At 73.6% G+C, this 26,969-nt stretch carries 23 protein-coding genes; 9 read left to right on the top strand and 14 right to left on the bottom strand.

Annotation, left to right across the window (positions count from 1 at the left end):
• Positions 1-34: 34 nt before the first annotated feature.
• The 6 genes from ACA514_RS07040 to ACA514_RS07015 form a co-directional block, all read right to left on the bottom strand.
• Positions 35-2,143 (bottom strand): SpoIIE family protein phosphatase, encoded by a 2,109-nt coding sequence (locus tag ACA514_RS07040; RefSeq protein ID WP_375040189.1) that lies wholly within the window; start codon positions 2,141-2,143, stop codon positions 35-37.
• Positions 2,144-2,274: 131 nt separating this feature from the next.
• Positions 2,275-3,168 (bottom strand): ANTAR domain-containing protein, encoded by an 894-nt coding sequence (locus ACA514_RS07035; RefSeq protein WP_375040188.1) that lies wholly within the window; start codon positions 3,166-3,168, stop codon positions 2,275-2,277.
• Between the two features lie 103 nt (positions 3,169-3,271).
• Positions 3,272-3,697 carry a CBS domain-containing protein gene (locus ACA514_RS07030; protein WP_344265329.1) on the bottom strand — a complete coding sequence of 142 codons (426 nt, stop codon included), beginning with the start codon at positions 3,695-3,697 and terminating at the stop codon, positions 3,272-3,274.
• A gap of 182 nt (positions 3,698-3,879) precedes the next feature.
• A complete protein-coding gene (locus tag ACA514_RS07025; RefSeq protein ID WP_375040187.1) occupies positions 3,880-4,260 on the bottom strand; it encodes an SSI family serine proteinase inhibitor in 381 nt (126 codons plus the stop codon).
• Between the two features lie 148 nt (positions 4,261-4,408).
• On the bottom strand, positions 4,409-5,068 hold the full coding sequence (locus ACA514_RS07020; RefSeq protein ID WP_375040186.1) for a sigma-70 family RNA polymerase sigma factor: 660 nt from the start codon (positions 5,066-5,068) through the stop codon (positions 4,409-4,411).
• A gap of 498 nt (positions 5,069-5,566) precedes the next feature.
• Complete coding sequence (locus ACA514_RS07015; RefSeq protein ID WP_375040185.1) at positions 5,567-6,328, bottom strand: TetR/AcrR family transcriptional regulator; 762 nt, start codon at positions 6,326-6,328, stop codon at positions 5,567-5,569.
• 173 nt (positions 6,329-6,501) lie between these two features.
• Between ACA514_RS07015 and ACA514_RS07010 the strand changes: the two genes are divergently transcribed.
• The 3 genes from ACA514_RS07010 (at position 6,502) to ACA514_RS07000 (ending at position 12,026) form a co-directional block, all read left to right on the top strand.
• Complete coding sequence (locus ACA514_RS07010) at positions 6,502-9,087, top strand: SpoIIE family protein phosphatase (protein ID WP_375040184.1); 2,586 nt, start codon at positions 6,502-6,504, stop codon at positions 9,085-9,087.
• Positions 9,088-9,217: 130 nt separating this feature from the next.
• Positions 9,218-10,102, top strand: a complete 885-nt coding sequence (locus ACA514_RS07005) for a hypothetical protein (RefSeq protein ID WP_375040183.1) — start codon at positions 9,218-9,220, stop codon at positions 10,100-10,102.
• 892 nt (positions 10,103-10,994) lie between these two features.
• Positions 10,995-12,026: a hypothetical protein gene (locus ACA514_RS07000; protein ID WP_375040182.1), complete on the top strand. Its 1,032-nt coding sequence runs from the start codon at positions 10,995-10,997 to the stop codon at positions 12,024-12,026.
• Here ACA514_RS07000 and ACA514_RS06995 read toward each other — a convergent pair whose 3' ends face one another.
• The 6 genes from ACA514_RS06995 to ACA514_RS06970 form a co-directional block, all read right to left on the bottom strand.
• Entirely contained in the window at positions 12,027-12,905 is an 879-nt protein-coding gene (locus tag ACA514_RS06995) for a hypothetical protein (RefSeq protein WP_375040181.1), read from the bottom strand.
• 730 nt (positions 12,906-13,635) lie between these two features.
• Positions 13,636-15,555 (bottom strand): sporulation protein, encoded by a 1,920-nt coding sequence (locus tag ACA514_RS06990; RefSeq protein ID WP_375040180.1) that lies wholly within the window; start codon positions 15,553-15,555, stop codon positions 13,636-13,638.
• Between the two features lie 140 nt (positions 15,556-15,695).
• Entirely contained in the window at positions 15,696-17,090 is a 1,395-nt protein-coding gene (locus ACA514_RS06985) for a M16 family metallopeptidase (RefSeq protein ID WP_375040179.1), read from the bottom strand.
• Entirely contained in the window at positions 17,087-18,346 is a 1,260-nt protein-coding gene (locus ACA514_RS06980) for a M16 family metallopeptidase (RefSeq protein WP_375040178.1), read from the bottom strand. The genes ACA514_RS06985 and ACA514_RS06980 overlap by 4 nt, the downstream gene beginning before the upstream one ends.
• Positions 18,347-18,577: 231 nt before the next feature.
• Complete coding sequence (locus ACA514_RS06975; RefSeq protein ID WP_375040177.1) at positions 18,578-18,955, bottom strand: STAS domain-containing protein; 378 nt, start codon at positions 18,953-18,955, stop codon at positions 18,578-18,580.
• A gap of 103 nt (positions 18,956-19,058) precedes the next feature.
• On the bottom strand, positions 19,059-19,676 hold the full coding sequence (locus tag ACA514_RS06970; RefSeq protein ID WP_375040176.1) for an ATP-binding protein: 618 nt from the start codon (positions 19,674-19,676) through the stop codon (positions 19,059-19,061).
• A 269-nt stretch (positions 19,677-19,945) separates the two neighbouring features.
• Here ACA514_RS06970 and ACA514_RS06965 point away from each other — a divergent pair, with 269 nt between their 5' ends.
• Both ACA514_RS06965 and ACA514_RS06960 read left to right on the top strand, forming a co-directional pair.
• Positions 19,946-20,767 (top strand): helix-turn-helix domain-containing protein, encoded by an 822-nt coding sequence (locus ACA514_RS06965; protein WP_375040287.1) that lies wholly within the window; start codon positions 19,946-19,948, stop codon positions 20,765-20,767.
• Positions 20,764-21,018 carry a DUF397 domain-containing protein gene (locus ACA514_RS06960; protein ID WP_375040175.1) on the top strand — a complete coding sequence of 85 codons (255 nt, stop codon included), beginning with the start codon at positions 20,764-20,766 and terminating at the stop codon, positions 21,016-21,018. The genes ACA514_RS06965 and ACA514_RS06960 overlap by 4 nt, the downstream gene beginning before the upstream one ends.
• A 161-nt stretch (positions 21,019-21,179) precedes the next feature.
• Here ACA514_RS06960 and ACA514_RS06955 read toward each other — a convergent pair whose 3' ends face one another.
• Positions 21,180-23,039, bottom strand: a complete 1,860-nt coding sequence (locus tag ACA514_RS06955) for a serine/threonine protein kinase (RefSeq protein WP_375040174.1) — start codon at positions 23,037-23,039, stop codon at positions 21,180-21,182.
• Positions 23,040-23,209: 170 nt separating this feature from the next.
• Positions 23,210-23,395: a hypothetical protein gene (locus ACA514_RS06950; RefSeq protein WP_375040173.1), complete on the bottom strand. Its 186-nt coding sequence runs from the start codon at positions 23,393-23,395 to the stop codon at positions 23,210-23,212.
• 223 nt (positions 23,396-23,618) lie between these two features.
• On the opposite strand from ACA514_RS06950, the gene ACA514_RS06945 reads away from it, so the two are divergent.
• The 4 genes from ACA514_RS06945 to ACA514_RS06930 all read left to right on the top strand — a co-directional run bounded on the left by ACA514_RS06945 (position 23,619) and on the right by ACA514_RS06930 (position 26,952).
• Positions 23,619-24,365 carry a CPBP family intramembrane glutamic endopeptidase gene (locus tag ACA514_RS06945; protein ID WP_375040172.1) on the top strand — a complete coding sequence of 249 codons (747 nt, stop codon included), beginning with the start codon at positions 23,619-23,621 and terminating at the stop codon, positions 24,363-24,365.
• Positions 24,366-24,403: 38 nt separating this feature from the next.
• Positions 24,404-24,742, top strand: coding sequence for a PadR family transcriptional regulator (locus ACA514_RS06940; RefSeq protein WP_375040171.1), 339 nt, complete (start codon positions 24,404-24,406; stop codon positions 24,740-24,742).
• Complete coding sequence (locus ACA514_RS06935) at positions 24,739-25,476, top strand: hypothetical protein (protein ID WP_375040170.1); 738 nt, start codon at positions 24,739-24,741, stop codon at positions 25,474-25,476. The genes ACA514_RS06940 and ACA514_RS06935 overlap by 4 nt, the downstream gene beginning before the upstream one ends.
• A gap of 87 nt (positions 25,477-25,563) precedes the next feature.
• Complete coding sequence (locus ACA514_RS06930; RefSeq protein ID WP_375040169.1) at positions 25,564-26,952, top strand: S8 family serine peptidase; 1,389 nt, start codon at positions 25,564-25,566, stop codon at positions 26,950-26,952.
• Positions 26,953-26,969: the final 17 nt, after the last annotated feature.

Raw genomic sequence — 26,969 nt, 5'->3', positions numbered from 1 at the left:
TCACCACCGGGTCCGGGCTCCGGACCGCCCGGGCTCAGTCGAGGGTGGGGGCCTCCACCCGGAGCGCGAGCATCGACACGTCGTCGCGCAGGTCGCCGTCGCAGAACTCCAGCAGCGCCTGCTCCACCGCGCCGAGCATCTCCTCCGCGCTGCCGCCCGCGCGCGCCGCCAGCGCCTCCAGCAGCCGCTCCTGCCCGAACTCCTGGCGCGCGTGGTCGCACGCCTCCAGCACCCCGTCCGAGTGCAGGATCAGCGTGTCGCCGACGCCGAGGTCGATGGTGTCCGCGCCGGCCTCGAAGTCCTCGAACAGGCCGAGCGGCACGCCGCCGCGCGACGCCGACCTGATCACCCCGTCCGCGCGGACGATGATCGCCGGCGGGTGACCGGCCGTGCCCAGCGACACCGTGACCCGGTCGGGGGCCATCTCCACCCCCGCCATGATCGCGGTGACGAACCGGTCCTCGTCCAGCAGCGCGTCGTTCGCCATGCCGAGGATCTCGCCCGGCCGCGCCTTCCACCGCGCCGCCAGCCGCATGCAGTGCCGGGCCGTCGCGGTCACGGCCGCCGCGTCCTCGCCCTTGCCGCACACGTCGCCGAGGACCAGGCCCCAGCCGTCCCCGACCCGGAACACGTCGTAGAAGTCGCCGCCGACCTCCGCGCCGTGCGTCGCCGTCAGGTAGCGCGCCGCCACCGTCGCCCCCGGGATGGCGGGCAGCGCCCGCGGCAGCAGGCTCGCCTGCAGCGAGTCGGCGACCTCGGCGCGGCGCCGGTAGAGCCGCGCCGCCCGGATCACCAGCGCCAGGTAGCGGCCGAGCCGCTGCACGACCCCGAGGTCCATCAGGTCGAACGGCCCGTACTCGCCGCCGGAGGCGAGCGTGATCGAGCCGAGGCACCGCTCGCCGTCCTCCACCGGGACGCTCAGCAGCGACGTCGCGCCGATCTTGGCGCAGATCGGGATGCCGTCGGCGGCCTTTCCCAGTTCCTCCAGGTCCTCCACGTGCGGCCGCAGCGCGCTCTGCCGGGTGGCGAACACGTCGTACGGGAGCGTTCCGGCGGCCGGCCGCAGCTCCTGCAGCGTCCGCGCCGCCTCGACGGAGTACTCGTCGTCCGGGCCCATCACGACCTGGCGGTGCAGGACGGGCGCCGCCCCCGCCGCCGCGGCGTCGCCCTGCGGCGCGCCGCCGTTCGCGACGGTCAGGTCGATGAACGCCCAGTCGGCCAGCTCGGCGGCCAGCAGCCGCGCGCACCGCCGGACCGCGACCGTCTCGTTGAAGACCGGCTCGTCCAGCAGCAGCTCGCTGGCGGTGGCCAGCACGTCCATCCGGTGCACGATCGTGGCCACGGCCTCGTCGTCGATGCGGGCCTGCGGCTGCGTCGGCCCGGCCTGCGCCGCCCCGGCCTGCGCCGCTCCGGCCCGCGGCGGCGCCGCCGGCTCGGGCACGCGGGGCGTCCCCTCGTCCGGCCGCCGCGCGGGCCGCCCGCCGCGGTCCCGCTTCGCCGCCGCGGCCCGTCCCGACCCGCCCGCGTCGCGCGTGCCCGCGCCGGCGCCGTCGGAGGACGGCCCGTCGGCCGGCGGTTTGGCGGCGCCGGCCGCGACCACCACCATCGGGTCCGGCTCCCCGCGGATCCACACCCGGGCCAGCGTCACGACCGCGTCCACCGGACGCTCCCGGCCCAGGAACCGCACGGGCACCCGCCGCCGCCGTCCCGTCCGCACCACCGCGGCCAGCTGCGAGCGGACGGCCGCGCGGGTCGCCAGATCGCAGAACGCGGTGAACTGCTTGCCCGAGACGTATCCGGCCGAGGTGCCGAGCAGCTCCGCCGCCTGCCGGTTCGCCCGCCGGACGCTGGTGTTGCGGTCCAGCAGGAACAGCGGCACGGGCGCGTCCTGGAAGACCGTCCGCAGCACCCGCCGCTCGTTCTCGGCCGCGTTCGACCCGGCCTGCTCGGAGCCCTGCTCGGCGCCGAGGGTGCGCAGCGCCGTCAGCGCCAGCTCCAGTTCCTCCAGGGCGGCGTCCAGGGTGGCGCGCAGGTCGGTGTCGGGCATGCCCGCCGCCTGGCGCAGCGCACCGATGCGCCCCTCGAGGTCCGAGATCTCCCGCACCAGGGACTCGGGTTCGAGCTGATCGGGCTGATCGTGCAACGGGTCTCCCTCTGTCTCCGCGAGGCACGGTTGAAGATGATCGGTTTCGTGGCTCTGCTCGTTACGACCGCGGTCTCGACGACTGCATCTCGCAGCCTATGCCGGTCACCTCCGTGCGCCTAGCGCGGGATCTAGCGAAGCCCCTGGTCACCGACGATTCGCTGCGCCAGTGCGGTCAGTTTCACATGCCGGGTCTGGGAGATGCGGCGCATCTCCGCGAACGCCTCGTCGGCGCCGCAGCCGAGGGCGTGCATCAGGATGCCCTTCGCCTGGTCGACGACGGCGCGCGCCTCCACCGCCTCCTGCAGCTGGACGGCGGTCCGGTGCACGTCGTCGTACTGCTGGGCGTTCGACATCGTCGCGGTTCCCTGCGCCATCAGCAGCGAGACCAGCGCGAGCCGGCCGTGCCCCAGCGCCTTGGGCGTCACCCCGTACAGCGTCAGCGTGACGAGCACCGGCGGGTTCAGGTGCGGGGAGGTGGTGAAGCACCGCACCCCGCGGCGCAGCATGTCCGACACCGCCTCCGGCCAGCGGGTCTCGGCCAGGATGTCGTCGCAGTTCAGCGCGCGGCGGTCCATGACCACGTCGAAGATCGGGCCGCGGCCCCGCGACAGCTGCCGGTCGGTGACCTCGGCGATGTCGGGATGGCTGGCGGCGGCGGCCAGCGGCTCGGGCCGCTCCGCGTCCGGCGACGGGAGCTCGTCCGGCACCGCGTCACCGGGCTCGTCCGGATCGAGGCCGTCGGTGAGCCGCCGGGGCGTGCCCTGCTGCCGCGGGACGCGCGGAACGCCCGACGGTCGCGGCGCCGGATCTGTCGCCGCGCCCAGCGCCGCGACAGAGTCGGCCAGGGGCGCCGGCGGCAGCGCCCAGCGGACGCACGCGGCGCCCGCGCAGCCGGGCACGGCGCGCGACGCCAGCTCGGTCACCCGGTGCAGGGTGCCGACGTCCGAGGACTCGCCGACGACCCCCAGCCGGGCGATCTCCACGGCGAGCTGGTCGGTGAGCACCGTTTCGGTTGGAGCCACGCTTATGACGTTATCCTGCGCCACGTCGTGCCGGGCACCGCCGCCCGACACAAGGCCCTTCCGCCCGCCCCGGCCCTGCCGGCCCTGCCGGCCCGCGCCGGGGTCAGTTGTTCGGCGGGGCCTTGCTGATCTCGGGGAGCGGGCTGTCCTTCTGCCCGTTCGCCACCGCGAGGTCGCCGATCGACACGATGCCCACCGGCCGCCGGCCGCCGTCCACCACCGGAAGCCGCCGGATGGCCCGCTCGACCATCAGCCGCGCCACCGTCTCGGTGTCGTCCTCCGGGTGCACGGTGCAGAGTTCGGCGGTGCAGACGTCGCCCAGCGGCGTCAGCGACGTGTCGCGGCTCTCCGCGACCGCCCGCACCACGATGTCGCGGTCGGTGACCATCCCGCACAGCTGACCGGCGTAGGTGACCAGGACGTCGCCGATCCCCTCGTCCCGCATCACCCGGGCCGCCTCGTACAGCGTCGCGTCCAGCGGCAACACCTGTGGAGCCGGGGTCATGATGTCGCTGACCCTTCGTGGCATCGCGCGCACATCCTCTCGAATAACCGGCGGCTCGCGTGGCCCGTGTGCGCGCCCTACCCACGGTCGGCGCGCCTATGCGGACGGTCTTGATGACCTGGCGCGGAGTCCACCGGAACGCGAACGGCGCACGTGAAGGGCGCACGAGAACGGCGCACGTCAGAGGCGCACGCGGACGGCGCACGTCAGAACGCGAACACGGTGCCGGTGCGGGAGTGCATCACGCAGTCGTTGGCGAAGTGGGCGTGGAACGAGACCGGGTTGCCGTGCCAGCTTCCCTCCGCCGCCGCGACCACCGGCGCGTAGACCTGGGTGCACATCCGGCCGTCCGGGGCGTGCGCGAACTTCCCGCCCGCCCCCTCCAGTTCGGAGCAGGCGCGGGCCGGATCGGGATGCCGCCCGCCGGGCGGATCGCACGAAAGCGTCACCGCGTGCGTTCCCGACGCGTTGCGGCCCGGGTGCGTCAGCGTCAGCCGGAGGGACGTCTTTCCGTCCGGGTCGTGCGCGTGGACGGTGGGCGAAAGCGCGATCACGGCGCCCGCGATGACGGCGGTGATGTTCGACATGGCTACTCCCGACGATCGGAGGGACCGTCGCTCAATGTATCCATGTGACTACGAAACGTGCAGGCGAATGGCCGATCCCGCGGTCACGGGGTAACCGCGGGATCGGGTCGGAGGGGCGTGAAGGGCGTGAGGGGCGCGGAGCCGGGGGTCAGGCCGCGAGGATGTGGGCGGCCCGCCTGTGGTCCGCGAGGGCCTCGCGGAGCTGCTTGCGCCCGCGGTGCAGGCGGGACATCACCGTGCCGATGGGGGTCCCCATCATGTCGGCGATCTCCTTGTAGGCGTAGCCCTCGACATCGGCGAGGTAGACCGCGTCCCGGAAGTCCTTCGGCAGGGCGCGCAGCGCGTCGACCACCCCCGCGTCGGGGATGCGGTCGAGCGCCTCGGACTCGGCGGACCGGAACCCGGACGAGGACGCCTCGGTCTGCGCGAGCTGCCACTCCTCCAGCTCCTCCGAGCCGGCGCGCTGGGGCTCGCGCTGCTTCTTGCGGTAGGTGTTGATGAAGTTGTTGGTGAGGATCCGGTGCAGCCACGCCTTGAGGTTCGTGCCCTCCTGGAACTGGTGGAAGTTCACGTAGGCCTTGGCCAGGGTCTCCTGGACGAGGTCCTCGGCGTCGGCGCTGTTGCGCGTCATCCGCACGGCGCTGGCGTACAGCGGGTCGGCCAGCGGCAGGACGTCGCGCTCGTAGCGCTCGGTGCGCCCCTCCTGCACGTCGCCGCCGAGGCGGAGGTCGTCGCCGGTGATGCGCGCGGTGTCGTTGACGCGCGCGGTGGCGGTGGTGTCGCGGACGGGCATGGTGACAGCGGTCATCATCGCTCCCCGTGGTCGTGACCCCGTGAAGGGCCGGTTGCCTGCGCGTGCTCGGCGGCACGCGCGTACCGGGCGGAATGACCGCCCCCCGTTCAGGTGGTACGCGCCACTTCTCCCGACGGGTTCGGGCCGGTGTTGGCACGGTCCAGCGAGATGGGCCTCGCGGATTCGCGCCGATCTCCCGGGGGGAGATCGTCCGGCGTGGTCGGGGGTCCGGCGCCGCGTCGGCGCGGGCCGGGAGGCGGGTGCGCGGGCCGGTCGTGCCAGGGCGACCCCGGTGTCCGGGACGTCGCGGGTCGTGGTCGGTCGGGCGCATCCACGCTCTGGTGGCTTCCCGATAGGTAAGACGCCGGGAGGGGGCCGAAAGGTTGCGTGGCGTCCGTCACATACCGTGGCGTGTCGGCGGAACCGCGGCTGAAGGGGCGCTATAAAGCCCTGTTCGGCGGGCCTTCTCTAGGACGGCGATGCGCCTCGCGGCTCGCGCGGCGGTGGCCGGGGTCAGGACGGCAGATGCCCCGCCAGCACCGTCCGGACGAGCTGGGCTGCGAACTCCTCCGGGCCGGCGGGGAGCCGGGCACCGGCCTCGACCGCCTCCGGGCCCGCGAGCCGGATCAGGAACGCGTGCTGCTGGCAGCCGCCGAGCACTGCGGCGGCGATGGACGGCAGCGGCGCCCCTTCCGCCAGCCGTCCGGCCCGCTGCTCCGCCTCCAGGTAGCCGATCAGCGCGGCATGGCCGAGGACCGGTCCGGCCGCGGGGCCGCCGGGAGGCCCGGACGGCGGCCCGCCGGGGGAGCCGGGCGCGAGCGCCGGATCGACGCCGCGGCCGGTTGTGGCCGCGGCCCGCCGCTGCGCGCGGACGGGCCCGTCCGCGCGCAGCCAGGCGATCAGGTCGGGGTCGGCCAGCACCGGGCCGATCATCGGCAGCAGCTCGCCGTAGAAGGCCACCATGGCGGCGCCCAGCCGGGTCAGGTTGCCTTCGACCGTTCCCTCGCCGGCGGACCCCGCGAGGGCCGCCATCGCGGTGCGCGCCGTGGCGGCGACCTCGCCCAGCGCCGCCGCGAACAGGGCTGTCTTGTTGGCGAAATGGTTGTAGAGGCTGCCCTCGGAGACGCCCGCGCCGCGCGCGATCTCCTTGGTCGTCGCGGCGGTGATCCCGCGCTCCCGGATCACCTCGACCGCCGCCGCGAGGATCCGCTCCCGCATCGGCTCGCCGGCCGTCGACCGCCCCGCGGCCCTGCCCGCCGCCCTGCCCGCCGCCACCGCGCCTCCTTCCGCTCCGTCGCTGGACAGTAGCACTTCCAGCGTACTGAGTGAGTACTCACCCGTGCCGACTTCGCGAGAACACCGGTGAATGTCCCTCACCCGAGGTAACGTCCCCTTCACCGCGGGTTGCCGGATGCAACGCAGCATCTTCGTCCAGGGGAGGGATCCGCGTGACCATCGCCGGAGCACAGCACGCCGGAGAACAGCAGCCGCCGCCGGGCGCGGCCCTCGCCGCCCCGGCCGACCACCGCGCCGGGGCCAGACCGCCCCGGTTCCTCGACCAGCCCTTGCTGGGCGTCATCAGCATGGCCGCCTTCACCCTCAACGAGCACGGCCGCATCAACCACTGGAACCACGCCGCCACCGAGCTGTTCGGCGTCGGCCCGCTCCAGGCCGCCGGCCGTTCCCCCGCCTCGCTCCTGCGCATCCCGCAGGAGCACCGCGGCGCCTTCGTACCGGAGGCGTTCGGGCACGTCTGGTGCGGCGCCTGCATGGTGCCGCGCGTCGACGACGGCGAGCCCGCCGAGGTCGGCTGGTGGGTGTACCCCCTCGGGCCGGACGGCACCGGGCCGGACGGCATCGGGCCGGACGGCGCCCAGGGGGCCGTCCGCGTCCTCGCGCTCGCCGCCGACCTGCGCCGGCTGCGCGAGGACGGCCCCGGCCTGGCGATGGACGACGTCCTCGTCGCCGCGCCCGACGGCTCCGCGCGGCGCGCCGCCGGAGCCCGGATGCTGCGCGTCGAACCCGTCCTCGGCCCGCCCGGGGACGGTCTCGCCGCGGCCGGCTCGGCCGCGTCGGGCGCGTCCGGCGCGAACGGCTCCGGGGGCGGCTCCGGGGACGACGGGCACGGCGACGGGCCGCTCGTCCGCCGCCTCGCCGAACTGCTGCCCGCCGCCGGCACGGCCGCCGCCGAGGCGATCGCGTCCCGCGTCCTCGACCTCGGCCGGCCCGCCGTCTCGCTCAGCATGACCCTGCGGCTGCCCGTCGTCCCGCACATCGGCGACATGCCCCGGGCCCTGCGCATCCGCCCCCGCGCCGCCGCCGCGGCCGGCGCCGACGGCGCGCACGCCGACGGGGAGACCCGCGCACCGGGCGCCGACGAGAACGAGACGCTGACCTTCCTCAGCGAGGCCGGCCAGCAGATCGGCGGCTCCCTCGACCACCTCCAGGCCGCCCGCACCCTCGCCGAGGTCCTCGTCCCGCGGGTCGCCGACCTCGCCGCCGTCGAACTGCTCGAAAGCGTCGTCGCCGACTCCGCCCAGCCCGCCGTCGACCTCGACGAGACCGCCCAGATGCGCCGCGTCGCCGTCGCCCACAACGACGAGCCCGGAAGCTGGGAGCGGGTCCTCCCGGAGAACGGGACGCTGCGGCTGGCCGCCGGCACCCCGTTCGTCCAGGCCATGAGCACCGGCCGCCCGGTGCACATCGCGCGGATGGACGCCGCGCACGCGGCCCGGCTGTCCGACGCGCTCGGCGGCCGCGACCTGCGCCCCCTGTTCACCGGCCGCGACCTGCTGGTCGTCCCGCTGATCGCGCGCGGCCGGGTGCTCGGCACCTTCAAGCTGCTGCGCAAGCCCGACCGCCCCGGCTTCGGCGAGCTCGACCTCGCCATGGTCGACGAGCTCGCCCGCCGCGCCGCGCTGTGCGTCGACAACGGGCGGCTCTACCGGCGCGAGGTCCAGGTCGCGCAGGAACTGCAGCGCAGCATGCTGCCCGCCGACCCGCCCGAGGTGCCCGGCGCCCGCGTCCACTACCGGTACCGGCCCGCCGGGCAGGCCGCCCAGGTCGGCGGCGACTGGTTCGACGCGTTCCCGCTGCCCGGCCGCCGGCTCGGCATCGTCGTCGGCGACGTGATGGGGCACGGCCTCACCTCCGCCGCGATCATGGGCCAGATGCGCACCGCCGTGCGCACCCTCGCCGTCGAGGACATGCGCCCCGACCTGCTGCTCCGCCAGCTCGACGCGCTCGCCCGCCGGCTCGGCGAGGGCTACGTCGCCACCTGCCTGTACGCGGTGTACGACCCCGTCGCCCGGCGCTGCCGGTTCGCCAACGCCGGGCACATCCCGCCCGTCCTCGTGTCCGAGAGCGGCGGCAGCCGCGTGCTGCCCGTCCCCGCCGGGCTGCCGATCGGCGTCGGCGGCGAGCCGTTCGAGACGATCGAGATCCCGGTCGAGGACGGCTCCCGGCTCGTGCTGTGCACCGACGGGCTGCTGGAACGCCGCGACCGCGACATCGACGAGGGCCTGGAGGAGCTGCGCGGCCGGCTCGCCGGCCTCGCCCACCCGCTCGAGGACACCTGCGACGACCTGCTGGACGCGCTCGCCACCACCGCCCCCGCCGACGACATCGCCATCGTCGCCGTCGGCCTCGACGGCATCCCCAAGGACGACGTCGCCGTCTGGGAGCTGGACCCCGAGCCGAGCATGGTCCCGCGGATCCGCGCCCAGGTCGCCTTCAAGCTCACCGAATGGCGCCTCGACGCCGTCGGCGACACCGTCCAGCTGCTGGTCAGCGAGCTGGTCACCAACGCCCTGCTGCACGGCGCCGGGTCCATCGTGCTGCGGCTCATCCGGGGCGCCGAGCTGCTCTGCGAGGTCTACGACGACGGCCAGGACATGCCGCACCTCTGCCACGCCGACGCCACCGCCGAATCCGGGCGCGGGCTCCAGCTCGTCAGCCACCTCGCCGCCCGCTGGGGCACCCACCGCACCGACGGCGGGAAGGTGGTGTGGTTCGAGCACCGGCTGCCGCGGTGAACTCCGAGGTCGTCGGCCCGCCTCCCGCGGGTGGGAGGTAACTGTCCCCTCGGCGACAGATAGTTTCCAACGTCCCCGTCCGCTCACCTGGATAGTGTCGAAGCGCATCAACGGCCCATCGGGGGACGATGTGGGCGAGAACCTGACACTGCCGGTCCCGGAGACCCTCTACGCCACCTACGCCGTCGCGCTGGCCGCGCCGATCGCCGACCCCGGCCGGCTCGCGCACGACGAGATCGCGGCGCGGACGCCGCCGCCGCTGCGCGACCTCGCGCTCGGCATGCTCGACAGCCCCATGGTCACCCTCGACCAGCGGCCCGCCGACGAGTTCCCGCCGCTGCCCGCCGACCTCCTCGCCGCCTACGGCGCCTCGCCCGCCGACCTCACCGCCCTCGACACCGCCTCGCACATCCTCGCCGTCCGCGCCGCCTACCGCCCCGGCCACCCGCCCGCGCACGAATGGGCCGCCCGCGCCATCGCCGGCGCCGTCGCCGCCGCCCGCGCCGCCCCCGCCATCGACGTCTTCACCCCGCAGATCCTCGGCCACGACGAGCTCACCCGGTCGCTGCCCGGGCCCGACGGCACCGTCCGGCTCACCGACTGGATGCTGCTGCCGCACACCTCCGGGCCGCACGGCTTCTGGTTCACCACCCGCGGCCTCGCCCGGTTCGGCCTCCCCGAACTGCGGACCGAGAACGTCCCGCCCGCCCTCGTCGTCCCCTGGGGCCGCCTCCTCAACGGCCTCGCCCGCCGCGTCCTCGACCTCTGGCACGAACGGCTGCCCGCCGGCGAGCAGCCCCTCGTCGTCGACCTCCCCGAGACCGTCTCCGTCGGCCTCCAGGACATCGCCGCGGCCCAGGGCACCGACGAGCCGATGCGCCGCGAGGTCACCGTCCGGCTTCGCCTCGACGCGCCCGACGACCCCGTCCTCACCGTCCTGCCCGCCGACGACGGCCCCGACCGCCTCGAATCCCTCTGCACCGCCCTCTTCGGCGCCCAGGACGGCCGCCGTTGACCTCCGTCCCGCTTGCCGACCCCCGCGTCCAGAGCGCAGGATCGACACCGTGAGATTCGGCCCACGCGACCGTCCCGGCTCCGAGGACCCCGACGCCCCCGCGCCCCCGCCCCACCCGGGCGACGTCCATGTCGCCGGCAGGAGCAGATCCCGCCCCGAAGAGCCCGCCGACTGGGTCCCCGTCCCGCCCGCCGCCGCCGACCCCCCGGGCACGCCGCCGCCGGATCCCGGAACCCCCGATCCATCGCCCCCCGAGTGGACCCCCCACCCGGTGCGCCCGGCCGACCCGGCGTCCCCCGCCCAACGACCCCCGGCGAGTCCGCCAGAGACCACCCCCGCGCCCTGGACCCCCCGCGACCAGGCACAACCGCCGGCTCCGCCCTCCGGCGAGGGAACGGACCCGACGGCCTACTGGACACCGCACTCCCCAGAGGCATCCCTCGCACCGCCCACCCCCGAGACGCAATCCCCGGAGACCACCCCCGCCCCGTGGACACCCCACGACCAGGCGTCTCCGCCACCTCCGCCCCCGGAGGCCTCAGACACGCCCTCCCAGCAGTGGGCGTCCGGTGGGGTCGGCCCGCAGCCGCCGGCGCCGTCCTCACCGGAGGGCGAACCCGCACCGTGGACGCCCCGCGACGAAGCGCCCCCGCCAACTCCCTCTCCGGAGGCAGGGGACGCCGGCGAGCCGGCCGATGCGCCGCCTTCGCAGTGGACGCCCTCCTCGCCGGAGGGCGAGCCCGCACCGTGGACGTCGCGTGACCCGGTGGCGGGCCTGGGCGAGTCCAGGGCGGCGGAGGTGCCGTCCTCGGAAGGGACGCCCGGATGGTCGCCGCACGTCCCGGCGTCTCGGCCACCGGAGGAGCCGCAGTGGGCCCCCCACGGGACGGGCATGCCGGTGCCCGAGGAGGCCTCCGGCGCGCCGCCGGAGGACGAGCCGGAGCGATGGGTCGTCCGGAAGCCGGGCGGCCTGCAGCCGGGCGGTCCCGAGACCGGCGAGTCCGCAGAACCGCGCGGCGTGGGGCGGCACGAACGGCCCGGCGGCGAGGCGGACGAGCCCTTCCTGCCGGGGAAGGGACTGACCGCCGAACCACCGCCCTCCCTGACCAAGCCGGACGTGACACGCCCCGAACCCGCGCGGCCGCGGGGCGGGGGACTCGCCGCCCGTCCGGCCCCCGCCGCGCCGGGGCCCATGGACGACCCCGGACGGCGCCGGGCGCTCGCCGACGCGTTCATGATCGAGTTCATGGGCAGCACGACCTGGCGCGCGATGATCGCCGTCCTGGAGGGGGCGTTCCCCGGGCTGGGCATGGCGGCGACGCTCTCGCGGCGCACCGACGAGTTCCGCGGCATGGTGGACGGCCTGGACCGCACCGCCTCGTCCAAGCTCGGCCTGCCCACCTGGCTCGACGACGCCGGCATGGCCTTCGACCTCAGCGCGCACCTGAACGCCCGGAACCCCGTGCGGGCACGGCCCGGGCGGCCACGGGCGTCCAGGCCGTACGCGGGGGCCTTCGTCATCGACACCCTCGACCCGCTGCGCTACCACCGCGCGGTGGGCGGCCCCCGGGAACCCCGCGACCTGCCGGACGACGCCCTGCCCGCGGCGTCCGGCGAGGACGACGACAGTGGCGTCGTCATCGTCGCGAACCTGACCTCGGCGGGCGTCCGCGTCCTCGATTCCCTGGCCCTCTGGCGGTACGCGGCACGCGTGGTCACCGGCACCCTGCACGAGCCGTCGCGCCCGCGGACACGGGCCCGCGCACGGCGGGCGCTGCGCGCGCTGCGGCGCGCCGTGGTCATCGACCCCGATCTGGGCGTCGGCCTGTGCCTGCAGATCGACACCGGGCACGCGCCCCGCTGCCTGCTGGCGTTCGCCGTCGACCGGACGGACGGCGCCGAGCCCCGCTTCGTCCGGCCCTGATCACTCCTCGGGGCGGACCCAGGACAGGTCCGCCCGCCGGTCGTCCGGCAGCTCGCGGAGGCGCGCCGCGAGCTGCCAGGGCTCGGCGGGCGCGTCGTCCTGGAGGACGCCGCACAGCAGCGCGCTCGACGTGCGGACCACGGTGAACGCGCCGAACCGCGCGATCCCGCCGCCCCGCAGGTGCGCCAGCTCGCCGAGCAGCGCGCTCAACGGGCCCGGGGCCTGCGCGTCGATCAGGCTTCCGACCTGCGACAGCAGGTCCTCGGCCAGCGTGTCGGAACGCCGGCCGGACAGGTAGTAGACCGTTCCCAGATAGGAGCCGTCGGCCGCCTGCGGGGACCGCTGGTCCCGGACGCGCACCCGCATCCCGCACTCGGCGGCGCACCTCTCGTAGGCGTCGGCGAGCAGCGCCTCCGCCTCCCCCTCCTCGCTGAGCAGGACGCCGGGGACGATGCCCTCCTCGCGGTCGACGCGCTCGAGCATGTCCCGGTGCAACTCCCGCACGTCCTGCTCCACCGTGTCGAGCGAGCGGGCCAGCGCGTGCTGGGCCTCCCGGTCGAGGCCGAGTCCGGCCAGTTCCCCGGCGAGGTCGGCGGTCTCCTTCTCCAGCCGGTCGACCCGTCCGGAGAACGCCTCCAACCGGTCGATGACCTCGGTGGACGCGCCGTCGGCGGCCGGCCGCGGGATCGGGATCCCGGACCGCTCGGCCGCGGCGTCGACCCTGGACTTGAGCGCGTCGTGCCGCTCGGCGAGCTCGGCCAGCTGGGCGCGCAGGTCGCGCACGTCCGCCTGCGCTTGCGGGAGCCGCTTGTCGGAGGCCAGGTAGAGCTCGCGTCCGGCGATCGCAAGGCAGAGCAGGACCAGGATCACGGTGGTCATGTGACTCCTCGGGAGGCGGGCTGCCCTTTCGACCCTAACCATCCGGGACGCCGTTGGCCGAGACCGCGCCAGATCTCGTCCGAATCACCCGCCATATCCCCGGCCGCCGCACGGACGATTCCACGTCACCGCCGCCAACACCCCCAACACCCCCCACAAGCGCCCGCCCCTCCAAAACACGCCACACCATCTCCCACCCCGACCACACCCAGGCCATCCCCGCACGCGCCCGCCTCTCCGAGGTACGCCGGACCATCTTCCGTCCTCAGGGCGGCCAGCTCACCACCCGCTCGCGGTCGCCCTCTCCGAGGCGCGCCGCACTCATCTGCCGCCCCGACGGCGACCAGGCCACCAACCGACGCGTCGCAGCCCTCTGGGACGCGTGGCCCGTCATCTCGCCTGAGGCGATCAGGACAAGGACACCGGCCACACGCGGCCGGTCCCTTTGGGACGCGCTGCACCACTCCTGCCCGACCACGGCAGGACAGTGCTGGACGCGTGTCGTCCCTCGTGGGTGCCGGTGCGAGGTGCTCGCCACAGCGTCGACGCCGCCGCAGAACGGGCAGCTGTGCGAGGAGGCGATGAGCCTGCGCTGCGTCCACGAGCGTGTTGGTGAGGGACGGTGACATCAGCCCGACCGGCGAGGTCGGCCTTGGGCTGGCGGCCGGAACGGCGCCGGTGGGGCGGTGTTTGGTGGCTGGGGCGTGCCGGGGTTCGGTCCTTGTGGTGGTCAGCCGAAGAGGCCGCCCAAGAGGCCGCCGAGGACCTCGGCGGCGACGTCACCGGCGATGTCTCCAGCGATGTTGCCCGCGACATCTCCGGCCGCGTCGCCGATGGCCTCCAGGGCCATGCCTCCGGCGACGCCCGCCACGACCGCGCCGCCGACCAGCCCGGCTGTGCCGAGGCCGGGGCCGTAGTGGTGGCGATGGTGACCATGGTGGACGTGCATCGGCGGCGGATAGGGCGCGGGGCCGGGGGGAGCAGGCGGGGGCGGCCCAGCGGGTGCGTAGGGCACGGGCCCGGCAGGCGCGGGTGGCGGCGGACCGCCGAAAGCGGGAGGCGGGCCGCCGGGGGCGGGTGGCGGGCCGCCGGGTGCGGGCGGGGGAGTCGAGGGGCCGCCATGTCCGGCGAGAGGGGCGGCGGGTGGCGGATAGGAGGCGTGGCCCCCGTGGGCACTGCCCGGGCCGGGTGAGAAGTGTGCGGCGGGCGCGTGGCCCGCGGCGGGGCCGGAGCCGATAGGTGGTGGGAAGCCGCCGGGTGCATGACCAGGTGCGCCGGGCGGCGGTGGGAAGGCGCCTGGCGCGGATCCGCCGCCCGGTTGGGCGGGCGGGAAACCGGATGGGGTGCCGTGGTTCGCGCCCATCGGCGATACAGGTGGCGGGAATCCGCCCGCCGGTGCGTTGGCGCCACCTGGGCCCGATGGGTAGGACGCGCCGGGGCCTTCGTGGGACGGGAAGCCGGGGGCTGCGGGCGGTGGGTAGCCGCCTGGCGGGTAGGCGGGTGCCGCGCCGGCGGCCGGAGACGCGAAGCCTTGACCGCCGGGCGGGCCGCCGGGGGTACCGGACGGACCGGGTAGTCCGGGCGGGTGGCCGTGCGCGCTGCCGGGTGCGGGTGGGAAGGGCCCTGGGGGGCCGGACGGGTAGGCCGGGCCGGGGCCGCCCGGGAACCCCGCGCCGCCCGGGGGAGGGGACGGAGGCGGGAAAGGGGATCCTGCGGCCGCGTGGCCGGGCTGCTGCATGGGGGCGGGAGCTTCTCCCGGTGCGGGGGCGGGCGGCGGGAACTGGGCGTTGCCCGGCCTGCCGTACTCGCCGCCTGGGGCCGGCTGTCCGGGCGAGGGAGGCGGTGGCGGGAAGGCGCCCTGGTCGCCGTAGGGGGAGCCGCCGGGCGGCGGGCTGGGGTTGGCCGCCCGGGGGAGTGCGGCGGCCTCGTCGAGCCACTTGCCGATCTTGGCGTTCCAGTCCGTCTCGGCGGCTTCGGCGTGCCCGACCGTGAACACGCCGAACGACTCGTCTGACGCGGCGGCGCGGCCCTCGGCGCGCAGGACGAAGGTCACCTCGCGCGGGCTGGCGACGAAGGTCAGGCCGACCTGGTCGAGCCGGCCCTGGAAGGCGGCCGGCGGCGCGAGGTGGATCTCCTGGTGGAACGGCAGGTGCCGGGTGACGCCGCGCAGCTCGGATTCTTCGAACGTGACGTCCCTGATCTGGAAGCCGAGCCGTGCGATGGCCGCGAGCACCCACTGCTGGGATTCCAGCGGCTCCACCGAGATGGGGTCGATGTCGCCGGGGTCGGGCTGCCCGGCCACGTCCACCTCGGTGCACAGCCCGATGGTGAAGCCGGGCAGCTCCCGTCCGAGGACGGTGGTGAACGGCAGTTCGTACGGCAGCGGGATGGAGAACGACAGGTCGCGCTGCCGCGCCGGATCCAGCGTGAAGCGGCGGGTCAGCGCGCCCCGGTAGACCTCGGGGCCGGCCGTCTCGCCGTGGCCGTTGCGCATGCGCGGCATCAGCGCCAGCGTCACGTGCCGCACCTCGAGGGGACGGTCTCCGCCGCGCACATGGACCTTGCCCGCCACGACGCCGCCCGGCTTGCAATGGGGCTCGGCGAGGATCGTGTCGACGGACGGGCCGCCTGCCATCTGCCCGTAGGACACCGGCCGTTCCCTTCTCCCGACGCGCGGGGGAGCGTCCCCCCGCGAATGTCAGACGGAATCCACCATGCCATCGGTTCGCCCGTGCCGCCGTTCCCCGGCGTGAAGCCGCGGTTCGGCGGCACGGCATGGGGCGGGCGAGGTCATTCCTCCTTCGAGGTGACGGTGACCGGGCCGTAGCCGAGCTTCTCCAGCGGTTCGCGGATCTGCGCGGCGTCCCCTACGGCGATGATGGTGAGCGCCTCGGGGTCGATGTGCTTGCTGTAGGCGCGGGCCACACCGTCGGGGGTGGAGGCCCGGACGGCCGCCAGGTAGCTGCTGGGGTAGTCGGCCCCCAGCCCGTTGGCGGACGCGTCCGCGAGTTCGGCGGCGACCGCGCGGGCCGTCTCGTACTCGGCGGGCGCCCGGTCCGCCAGTGCCCGGACGGACGAACCGTGCTCCTCGGCGTCGATCCCCCGGGAGACGACGCCGCGCAGCTCGGTGAGGGCGTCCGCGACCGCGTCGCCGGTGACCTCGGTGTGCACGGCGCCCTGGGCGATGAACACCCCGCAGTGCCGCATGCGCAGCAGTCCGGCGCGGACGCCGTAGGTGTAGCCCTTCTCCTCGCGCAGCACCGCGTTGAGCCGCGAGGTGAGGCCGCCGCCCAGCACATGGGAGGCGACCATCAGGGACGGCCAGTCGTGGTGGGAGCGGTCGGGCACGCCGTGGGCGAGGCTGATGTAGGTCTGCACGGAGCCGGGACGGTCCACCACGACGATCCTGGCGGCCGACTCGGGCAGGATCCGGTCGGCGGTCGGGAGGGGCCCGCCGGTCCCGGCCCAGCCTTCCAGCGCCGCGCTGAGGGCCGCGTCGGCGTCCGTGCCGGTGAGGTCTCCGGCGACGACCGCGGTGGCCTCCGCGGGCACCACCGAGCCGTAGAAGGCGCGGACGTCGGAGCCCTGGAGCGCGCCGACCGAGCCGCGGGTGCCGCCGGTCGGCCGCGCCGCGCGGGCCGCGGCGGGGAACATCACCGCGCGCAGTTCCCGCATGGCGCGCGATCCGGGGTCGGCGTCCTCCTGCGCGATCTCCTCCAGCCGCTCGCGGACGAGCCGCCGGACGTCCGCGTCGTCCAGCGCGGGGCCGCGCAGCACGGCGGAGAACAACTCCAGGGCGGGACCGAGCCGGGTCACCGGCACGTCCAGCGCGATCCGCAGGGCGGTGAGGTCGGCGGAGGCGTAGAGGCTGGCGCCCAGCCGTTCGAACGCGGCGGTCAGCGCGGTGCCGCCGCCGGGCTCGGTGCCCTCCAGCAGCGCGTGCGCGGTGAGCGTGGCGACGCCGTCCAGGCCTTCGGGCTCGCGGCCGGCGCCCGCGTGGAGCACGAGCCTGACCGCGGCGAGGCGCCGCCCGGGCAGGTCGACGCGCAGGGTGCCGGGCCCGGCGGGGACCCGGCCCGCGGTGCCGGCCGGGAACTGCCACGGCGGCACCGGCCCGGGGACCGGACGGGGCTGCAGGGCCAGGCCCGCGGTACCGGGAGGCAGGTCGGGGCTGGGACCGGTCACGACGGCGTACCTCCGTAGGTCAGGGCGGTGCGGCCGCCCGGGGCGAGCCAGCGGCCCGCCATCTCCTTGATCGCGTCCGCGGTGACGGCCGCGGCACGCCCGGGGGCGGTGAAGACCCGGGCGGGGTCGTCGAACTGGGTGGCGTTCTGGGAGAGCGCGTTGGCCAGCCCGGTGACCGTCTCGGTCTGCTCCAGGAAGCCCCGTTCCGCCTGCGCGGTGGCGCGGGCGGCCTCGTCGGCGTCGGGGCCGTCGGCGGCGAACCGGGCCAGTTCCTCGTCCAGCACCGCGGCGATCTTGTCCGGTTCCGGCCCGATGGCGTCGACGATGGCCAGCGACTGGCCGGTGGCCAGCCGGGTCACCCCGGCCCACACCTCCGTGGCGATCTGGTCGCGGCGGACCATCCGGTCGTAGAGCCGCGAGCCGGAGCCGCCGCCGAGGATCTCCACCGCGAGCTCGGCCGCCTCGATGTCGTCGCCGCCGTCGGTGGGCAGCGTGAACATGGCGAAGTACGCGGGGGACGGGACCTCCTCGTCGAGGGTCTCGCCGCGCACCCCGGCGAGCGGCCCGAGGTCGCCGGGCCGCGCGGGCGGCTTGCGCGGGCCGGCCGGGATGCCGCCGAAGTAGCGCTCGACCGCGTCGATCGTCTTCTCCGGGTCGACGTCCCCCACGACGGACAGGACGGCGTTGCCGGGCGCGTACCAGGTCCCGAAGAAGTCGGCGCAGTCCTCGAGGGTGGTCGCGTCCAGGTCCTCCATGGAGCCGATGGGGGTGTGCGCGTACGGATGGCCTTCGGGGAACGTGAGCGCGCACAAGCGCTCGAAGGCCGTGCCGTAAGGCTGGTTGTCGTAGCGCTGGCGGCGCTCGTTCTTCACCACGTCGCGCTGGTTGTCGAGGTTGGCCTGGGTGAGCGCGGCCGGCAGCGTGCCCATCCGGTCGGCCTCCAGCCACAGGGCCAGTTCCAGGTGGCTGACGGGGACCGTCTCGTAGTAGTTGGTGCGCTCGAACGACGTGCTCGCGTTGAACGCGGCGCCGGCGCTCTCCAGCAGCGCGGCGTGCTCGCCTTCGGCGACGTTGGCCGAGCCCTGGAACATCAGGTGCTCGAAGAGGTGGGCGAGCCCGGTGCGGCCGGCCCGCTCGTGCCGCGAGCCGACGCCGTACCAGATGTTCACGGCTGCCAGCGGTACGACATGGTCCTCGCAGACCACCACGCGCAGGCCATTGCCGAGCGTGTGCTCATGCAGCGGCTGTTCTGCCACGGAGCGCTCCCGTCCGTTCGATGATCGGCTGGCGGTCAGCACCGCGCGCGTCGGTGGGCCGGGCCCAGGCGGCGGGCTTGATCTCTGACTCACCGTACCGGTTGCGACCGGGCGCGGCGCCTTCACGGCGAACTGTGGATAACTCCGCGATGGACCGGTCCCAAATCGGGAGGAAATCCGTCATCCCGACCCGGGAGACGCGGGTCTCGAAGCCCGCGGGGCGGCCGGCGGTCAGGACGCGGCGGCCTCGTGGGCGGCGATGGCGTCCTCCAGCGACCGGTGCAACACGAAGATCTTGGTGAGCTGGGTGACGTGGAAGACCCGCCGGACCCGGTCGTTCACCCCCATGAACGACATCGAGCCGTCGCGCGCCCGGAGCCGGTGGTAGATGCCGACCAGCACGCCGAGGCCCGTGGAGTCCAGGAACGTGACCTCGCCCAGGTCGATGACCAGGTGCAGCCCGCCGTTGTCGATGATGCCGAGCAGTTCCTCGCGCAGCCGGGGGCTGGTGAAGACGTCGATCTCGCCACTGATCTTGACGACGGTGAGGCCCTTTTCGACGCGGTGCTCGACGGCGAAGTCCACCGGTGCTCCCTCTCTGCCGCTCATCGTGGGACAGTCCCCTATACCCAGTGGGGCGGGGCGTTATCCCTCGCGGCGGCGTCCCTCTCGGAGTCGTCCTTCGCGGCGTGGTCCCGCACGGTGTGCGTCCTCACGGCGAACGGAACAGCGCCCACACGACCTTTCCCTGGGGCAGCGTGCGCCATCCCCATCGGACGCTGAACGATTCGACCAGATGCAGTCCGCGTCCGGTCTCGGCTATGTAGTCGGGTTCCTTGCGGCGCGGGGCGGACCGGCTGGCGTCCATGATGCCGCAGAGCAGCCAGGGGTTCTTGTGGACGAGCCGCAGCCGTATCGCGGCGGGCGCGGAGCCCAGCGGATCGGCCGGGTCGTCGTACACGCCCTCGCGGTGCACGTCGTCGCCCGGCCGTCCGCAGGCCGCCCTGCCGCTGTGCCGCAGCGCGTTGGTGACGAGTTCGGAGACCACCAACCCGACGTCGTCGGTCAGTTCCGGCAGGTTCCACTCGGTCAGCCGGGACAGCGCGAAGTGCCGGGCCTCGGTGACCGACTCCGGATCGGGCCGGACGGTGAAGGAGACCGTCGGCCCGGAGAGCTCCGTGAGCGCGGTCACGGCCGCGTCCAGACGCGTGGGCAGGTCGGACGACTCCGGTACGGGCGTCGAGCGCACGGCATGGTCCCGCGGGGCCGCCGGCCCCGTGAGGGGGCCGAGCTCCCACCGCGTGTCGTCGTGCGCATGGCGTGACGTCATTCCCCGGACCCCGCAGAGTGATCTCGTTGTGCAGCCGTGGCTCGGAAGTCTCGTGCGTTATCCTGCGCATCGTAGCGTGCGAATGCAAGGCCCAATGCACGTGCATCCGGGTTGTGTGGGTGTGGGGCTACCGCGATGCACTCGGGTGATCGGAGGTAACCGCAGGACACGGAGGCCAGTGGCACACTAGGTTCGCTGTCCGCCGAATAGCCGGGAGGTTGGGCGTGACTCCAGAGACGCCGGGAAGCGGGTCGACGGTTCGTCGGATCCTGCTCGGGTCGCAGCTTCGCCGTCTGCGCGAGCAGAAGGGCGTGACCCGTCAGGACGCCGGCTACGTCATCCGCGCGTCGGAGTCGAAGATCAGCCGCCTGGAGCTCGGGCGCGTCAGCTTCAAAGAACGCGACGTGGACGACCTGCTCACGCTGTACGGCGTCGGCGACAAGGCCGAGCGCGATCTGCTGATACAGCTGGCGCGGGAGGCCAACACCCCCGGGTGGTGGCACCGGTACAACGACGTCCTGCCCGGCTGGTTCCAGACCTATGTGGGCCTGGAGGAGTCGGCGGCGTTGATCCGCACGTACGAGCTGCAGTTCGTTCCGGGACTGCTGCAGTCGGAGGGGTATGCGCGTGCGGTCATACGCCTGGGCAACGCCGGAGCCGCCGAACACGAGATCGACCAGCGCGTGGAACTGCGCCTGCAACGGCAGGAACGGCTCACCGGCCCGGACGCACCGCGTCTGTGGGCGGTCATCGACGAGGGGGCGCTGCGGCGTCCCATCGGTGGGCCGGAGGTGATGCGGGGCCAGTTCGAGCACCTCATCGAGATGTCGAAGCTGCCCAACGTCACCATCCAGATCATGCCGTTCAGGTTCGGCGGCCACGCCGCCGAGGGAGGGGCGTTCACGATCCTGCGCTTTCCCGAGCAGGACCTGCCGGACGTGGTTTACGTCGAGAACCTCACCGGCGCGATGTACCTGGACAAGCGCGACGACGTCGACACCTATCTGCAGGCGATGGAACGCCTGTGCGTCGATAGTGCGACCCCGGAACGCACCGTCGAGCTTCTTGGTGATTTTCTCAGAGAGACATGATGCTCCAGACCGACTACGACAACGGGATGCCCGCCACCAAGCTCCAGGGGGCGCGGTGGCTGAAGTCCCGGCGAAGCAACTCCCAGGGGAACTGTGTAGAGATCGCCGAGCTGCCCGGTGGGCAGGTCGCGATGCGCAACTCCCGCCACCCCGAGGGCCCCGCCCTCATCTACACCCGCCCGGAGATCGAGGCCCTCATCCTCGGTGCCAAGGACGGCGACTTCGACCACCTCATCGCCTCCCGTAACTGACACCCCGGAAACCGCCAACCACGCCGCCCGGGCTACAGGGACCGTGCGGTACGTCGAACCGCGGCGGGTCGGCTACGGTCCACCGAACGTCGACCCGTCCGCCAACGCGAAGAACGACCGATGCAGAGGCCACCCAGGCGCGAGGGTGGCCTTCATTTTTCTCAGCCGCAGTTGCCGTAGGGGGCGGTGGCGCCGTTGCCTCCGAACCGGACGCACACACCGGGCGCCTTCACGTACACCGGACCCGCGTACCACGCGTAGGAGCCGCTGTCGGCCTTCTGGCTGCCACCCTGGGCCTGTAGCCACACCGACACCGAGGAGCTCTTACCGACGTTCCTGGTCTTCATGGTGACGGCGCAGTTCTGCTTTGTGCTGCTGCTGTAGAGGAGGTAGGCGGTGCCACCCGACCCGGCGATCGACCGCTGGACGTTGTAGCCGCTGCCGCACGCCTGCTGTGGCGTGTACTTGTTGGGCGGCTCATTGACGGTCGTGGACCCGCCGCCACCGCCACCGCCGCCGGTGCCCGTGGTGGGCGCCGGGCCGCCCGGCTGCTGCTTGCCGCCCTGCTTCTTGTTCGGATGTGCGGGATCCTGCCCCTGCTGCTTGCCCTTGGCGGGCGGCTGCTTGCTCTTCGTAGGGCTCTTCGGCGATCCCGCGGTACCGCCGGTGCCGGACCCGCCCTCCTGCCCGGTCTGTCCCTGGTCGGACACCGCCAGTGGCCGGTCATGGTGACCGTCGCCCGACCTTGTGGCCGCCCACACCGCGCCGCCGCCCACGACGACGGCCGCCACCGCCGCCGCGGCCGCGATCGGCACGAGACGTCCGCGCTTACCGCTGCCCGGGGCCTCCCCATAGGGCGACACAGGAGGACCAGGTGGGACCGGTGGGAGCGGTGGAACCGACATGGGCGCGTAGCGAGGATCCGTCGGCTGCGGCGTCATCTCGCTGTACAGCGGCGGCTGCGGCGCCGTCGTGCCGCGCCGGCCTGAGGGATCGGTGACGTGCTCGGGCGGCAGGACCGCTCCGGCCATCAGCGAGGGGGAGGCGTTCGGGTCGGTCGACCCCGCGAACGGCGACCCAGCGAACGGTGACCCCGCGAACGGCGACGCCGCGTTGTTCTCCACGGGAAGCCCCGGAAACGCCGGCAGGGGCGGAACGGGTGCGGCGGCCCCGGAGGTGCCGCTGGCCGCTCCCACGAGCCGTTCCTGCGCCTCGCGCGCGGTGGGCCGCTGTGACGGTTCCTTGGCCAGGCAGGCGAGGACCAGATCGCGCATAGGGCCTGACAGGTCGCCGAGGTCCGGTTCACCGGTGATGATCCGGTGCATGACGGTCGCCATCTCGTCGTTGCCGAAGGCGGGCCGTCCCGTGGCGGCGAACACCATGGTCGTGCCCCAGGCGAACATGTCGGACGCCGGTCCGACCTGGCCGCCGGTGAAATGCTCGGGCGCCATATAGGCGGGCGTACCGACGTTCTGGGTCTCACCGGCCGCGCCCAGCGCGCGCGCCACCCCGAAGTCGATGACACGGGGGCCGTCCGGGCCCATCATCACGTTGTGCGGCTTGAAGTCGCGATGCACGATGCCGGCCTGGTGGATCGCGGTGAGCGCCGTCAATGTGCTGATGGCGAGGCGTTCGAGCGCACCGCCGGTACGGGGGCCCTCGTGCCGTACCACGCTGTGCAGGGACAGCCCGGGGACGTACTCGCTGACGATGTACGGCTGGTCGCCCGCGACGTCGGCGTCCAAGACCTGCGCGGTGCAGAACCTGGCCACCCGCTTGGCGACCTCCAGTTCGCGGACGAACCGCGCCCGTGCGGACTCGTCACCGGTGAGCCCGCCGTGCAGGAGCTTGATCGCGACATGGTCGGAAGCGCGTGCGGTGCCGTCCGCGCCGGCCGGCCGGCCCAGGAAGACCGCGCCCTGCCCGCCCTCGCCCAGGCGGCCCAGGATCTGGTATCCACCCAGCTCGGTCGGGTCGCCCGACCGCAGCGGATGGGCGTCCGGCATCGTCCTGTCCGTCACACCACTCGCTCCCCGTCGCTTCCGGCTCGTTCCGCAAGACTATGGCCACAAGATGGTATGCGGTTCGCAGATCGGTTGATCTAGCCCGTCGCCGAGATGCGCCGAAGCCCTCGCGCGGGTGCGCGAGGGCTTCGGTCGCGGCGGCCGGATGTGGCCGGTGCGCGCTGGGGTCAGGCCGGGTCCGGCGTCCGCCGCTCGGGCGGCGGCTGCTCGTCCCGGCCGGGGGAGCCGCCCGGTGGGCCCTCCGGGGCATGGTGTCGTTCCAGGCGCGCGGCGACCGCGAGCGCGCGCAGGGACGTCGTCTTCACGTGTTTGTGGCCGGTACTGGTGCGGGGCCGCAGGATGCTGCTGGGCATGACTTGCCTCCAGGGGGTCGTCGTGGACGTGCCGTACGTGGTACCCCGCCGACCGGGGTTCGCACGTTAGTTGCAACCGCAAGATCCTTCCGGCTATTCCGAGTGATCGTTCCGTTTAGCGACGGATGTCCGCCTGGGGTCGTTCGGAGCTACCTAGGTTGCATTGCTAACTAGCTTGCTCTACCGTCTAGATCGTCATGCTGGACGAGACGGAGGTGGCCCGGTGCAGATCTCGCCCGACTTCTCGCCGCTGGGGCTCGGCCTGGCGGTGCCGCTGATCGGTTACGTGCTGGCTGAAGGGCTGTGGGGAAAGCGGTCCTACGACCGCATGCGGCAACGCCGCGACCGGGACCCGAACGCACTGATCGGCATGTTCCGCCGGTGGATTTCAGGCTCGTGGTGGGCCGCCGCACTGGCGGTGCTGATACTGCTCGTCTCGCCTGGCGTCCATTTCTCGGACATCGGGGTGCGTGCTCCGGAAGAGCCGGCCTTCGCCATCACCGCTCTGGTCGCGATCGGCGTGACCATGCCCCTGCTCGCGTGGCTCTCCTACCGGAGCGCGCGTGCCGGCAGGAATCTGGCGAAGAACAGCCAGATCAAGGAGATGCTCCCCAGGACGTCCACCGAGCGCTGGTACGCGCTGGCCATGGCCGTCACTGCGGGCGTCTCGGAGGAACTCGTGTACCGGGGCTTCCTCATCGCCCTGGGCGTGGACGTCCTCGGGCTGAACGTGACGATGGCGGCCGCACTGGCGTTGGCCCTCTTCACCGTCGGACACGTGTACCAGGGATGGGCCGGAATGATCCTCGTCGCCGGGGTCGGTTACGCGCTGACCAACCTCTACCTGTCGAGCGGCAGCCTTCTCGTGCCCGTGTGCCTGCACATCTTCATCGACGTGCTCAGCATGGTGGTCCTCCCCTGGATCACCACGAAGGCGCGGAATTCCAATGTCGTCCCTGTCGGGAGCTAGTTTGTGCCCCTGTCCGTACGGCTGTGAGGAGGGTCGCCATGGTCGCCGACCGACGCGCTAGCTGGCTCAAGGGCGTCCTCGATCTGCTGGTGCTCGCCAGCCTGACCGGCGGCGAGAGCTACGGATACGAGATCGCCAAGACGCTCGACAAGGCGGGCCTGGGCCAGATCAAGGGCGGCACCCTCTATCCGGTGCTCAACCGCCTGGAGGAGGCCGGCCTCGTCGCCGCCGAGTACCGGGTCGCCGAACGCGGCCCCGGGCGCCGCTACTACCAGCTCACGGACGAGGGCCGTTCGACGCTCGCCGAGCAGGGGGCGCTCTGGCTGACGTTCGACGGATCCGTACGGGACGTGCTCGCGCAAGGAGGAATCCGATGACCACTCCCTATTTCGAAGACCTGGCGGAGCGGTTGCGCGGCAGCGGCGTCCCCGCGGACGAGGTGGCGGGGACGGTCGACGACCTTGCCGCCTACATAGCGGAGTCGGGGTCCGCCCCAGAAGAGGAGTTCGGTCCCGTAGAGGAGTTCGCCGCGCGGCTGGTCCCGTCGGAGGACGGGGCCTGGGACGGCGGTTCCCCACCGGACGCGTCCGCGCAGACGTGGCGTTGGACCGCCGACGCCTTCCAGGACCGCAGGATGCTGAACCGGTTCGGTGACGAGGGCTGGGAGGTCGAACGGGTCGACTCGGTCGGCCGCTTCGTCTGCCGCCGTGACGGCGAGCGGCCGCAGCGCTGGGAGTACCGGCGCGAGACCGTCCTGCCGGGCCGCCGCAAGGCCGTCGAGGGGCGCCTGGCACCGGACGGCTGGGAGCCGTGCGGCACCTGGGTGCAGTTCGAGTACTTCAAGCGCGCCAAGGCGGCGAGCCTGGGACCGGACGCGGAGCTGCAGGCCCCGCCCGACATGCCGGCCAAGCGGTTCTTCTGGAGCAAGCGCTTCTACACGTTCGTGGTCTGCTACGGGCTGTTCATCATCGCGGTCTGCGGCGGCTGGCTGGCCTTCGCGCCCGAGGACTCGCGCACCGGCTTCCTGGTGGGGTTCCTCCTGGGCGCGGTGATCGCGGCAGCTCTGATGATCGTGCGACTGTGGCGCGATCACAGAAGGCCGGCTTCTTGACAGCTCTCCCACACGCGTGATGCCAACCCGGTAAGGATTCCTCTACAGTCGTTCGCCGAGCCACCCATGCCCCCGGGGGAGAAGGCGATGCGCGCGATCGGACTCGTTGCGGCCGGTGTCTTCTTAGCGACCTCTTTTCCCGCCGTACCGGCGTCCGCCGCTGTCGTACCGGCGTCCGCGCGTCACATCGCCGCGCCTACGCCGAAGCCCTCCACCTCGGGGAAACCCTCGTCGAAGCCGACGCAGAAGCCGTCCGCCAAGCCCTCGTCCAAGCCGACCCCTAAGCCGTCCAGTTCCGCGCCGCCACCGGTCACTTCTGCACCGGTCACCTGTGACCTGGCACGCGGCTACCGCGGGACGATCACGGAACCGTGGGCGCAGAAGCGGCTCGCCTTCCAGCGCGTGTGGAGCCTCACCCAAGGGCAGGGCGTGAAGGTCGCCGTCATTGACAGCGGTGTGGACGCCGGCCATCCGATGCTGGACGGTCGCGTCGCCGACTACACCGACCTCACCGGAACGGGCAAAAGGGACTGTGCCGGCCACGGCACAGGCGTCGCCGCCCTGATCGCCGGGCGCGACCTCAACGCCCAGGGAGTTCCACTCACCGGTGTCGCGCCCGCAGCCCGGCTCGTCATCGTCAAGCAGCAGAACGCCGACCGCGACGAGCACGGCGGCGAACGCCTTCCCGGTGCGATCCGCAAGGCCGTCGACGCCGGCGCACAGGTCATCAACGTTTCCATAGCGGCCGCCCCGTCCAGCGGGCTGCAACAGGCCGTCCACTACGCGCAGGCCCACGATGCGGTCATCGTCGCCGCCGCGGGCAACGCCACCAAGGACGACGGGAACGACGGCCCCGCATACCCGGCGAGCTATCCGGGGGTCATATCCGTGGCGTCACTGGGAGAGGACGGCCACCGCGTCGAGTCGTCCGGCCTGCAGTCCCGGGTGGACATCGGCGCGCCCGGCAAGGACCTGACCATCCCGTGGCCCGGCGGCGGCTACAACCCACAGGCGGAGGGGACCAGTTTCGCCGCCGCCTATGTGTCGGGTGTCGCCGCACTGGTACGAGCCGGCCATCCCGCATTGCACCAGGACCAGGTGGTCCGGCGCATCCTGTCCACCGCGGATGGGAACGTCGGCGACGGCACGGGGCGCGGCATGGTGAATCCCACTCAGGCCGTCACCGCGATAGTGCCGGGCGAGGACGCCGCCGGAACCGCCGGTGTACAGCCCTCGCTACACCCGGCGAAGCTGGCGGCGCCATCGCACACGGACGGCCGTACCAAGGACATGGCGATCGGCGTCGCGGCAGGTGCGGTGGGCCTCGCCGCCATGGCCGCCTTGTGCGGGATCGTCGTCCCCATGGGGAGGCGTCGCGGCTGGCGACCCGGCAAGGTCGTCCTGGGCGGCGAGGAAGAGGCCGAGGAGCCGATCGTCACCGGCACGGAGGGCGGCACCATCGGCGCTCACCATTGAATCGGCGCTCACCATTG

The sequence above is a fragment of the Actinomadura sp. NTSP31 genome, from assembly GCF_041951385.1.
In the GTDB taxonomy this organism is placed as follows: Bacteria; Actinomycetota; Actinomycetes; order Streptosporangiales; family Streptosporangiaceae; genus Spirillospora; species Spirillospora napierensis.
The sequence above is the reverse complement of the archived record's forward strand: the minus strand, read 5'-3'. Positions and strand labels throughout refer to the sequence as shown.

Bases quoted from the DNA above. Each gene is read 5' to 3' on its own strand.
- ACA514_RS07030 (WP_344265329.1), bottom strand. From the start codon at position 3,697: ATGCCACGAAGGGTCAGCGACATCATGACCCCGGCTCCACAGGTGTTG.
- ACA514_RS07025 (WP_375040187.1), bottom strand. From the start codon at position 4,260: ATGTCGAACATCACCGCCGTCATCGCGGGCGCCGTGATCGCGCTTTCG.
- ACA514_RS07020 (WP_375040186.1), bottom strand. From the start codon at position 5,068: ATGACCGCTGTCACCATGCCCGTCCGCGACACCACCGCCACCGCGCGC.
- ACA514_RS07000 (WP_375040182.1), top strand. From the start codon at position 10,995: ATGCCGGTGCCCGAGGAGGCCTCCGGCGCGCCGCCGGAGGACGAGCCG.
- ACA514_RS06995 (WP_375040181.1), bottom strand. From the start codon at position 12,905: ATGACCACCGTGATCCTGGTCCTGCTCTGCCTTGCGATCGCCGGACGC.
- ACA514_RS06975 (WP_375040177.1), bottom strand. From the start codon at position 18,955: ATGAGCGGCAGAGAGGGAGCACCGGTGGACTTCGCCGTCGAGCACCGC.
- ACA514_RS06970 (WP_375040176.1), bottom strand. From the start codon at position 19,676: ATGACGTCACGCCATGCGCACGACGACACGCGGTGGGAGCTCGGCCCC.
- ACA514_RS06960 (WP_375040175.1), top strand. From the start codon at position 20,764: ATGATGCTCCAGACCGACTACGACAACGGGATGCCCGCCACCAAGCTC.
- ACA514_RS06950 (WP_375040173.1), bottom strand. From the start codon at position 23,395: ATGCCCAGCAGCATCCTGCGGCCCCGCACCAGTACCGGCCACAAACAC.
- ACA514_RS06940 (WP_375040171.1), top strand. From the start codon at position 24,404: ATGGTCGCCGACCGACGCGCTAGCTGGCTCAAGGGCGTCCTCGATCTG.
- ACA514_RS06935 (WP_375040170.1), top strand. From the start codon at position 24,739: ATGACCACTCCCTATTTCGAAGACCTGGCGGAGCGGTTGCGCGGCAGC.
- ACA514_RS06930 (WP_375040169.1), top strand. From the start codon at position 25,564: ATGCGCGCGATCGGACTCGTTGCGGCCGGTGTCTTCTTAGCGACCTCT.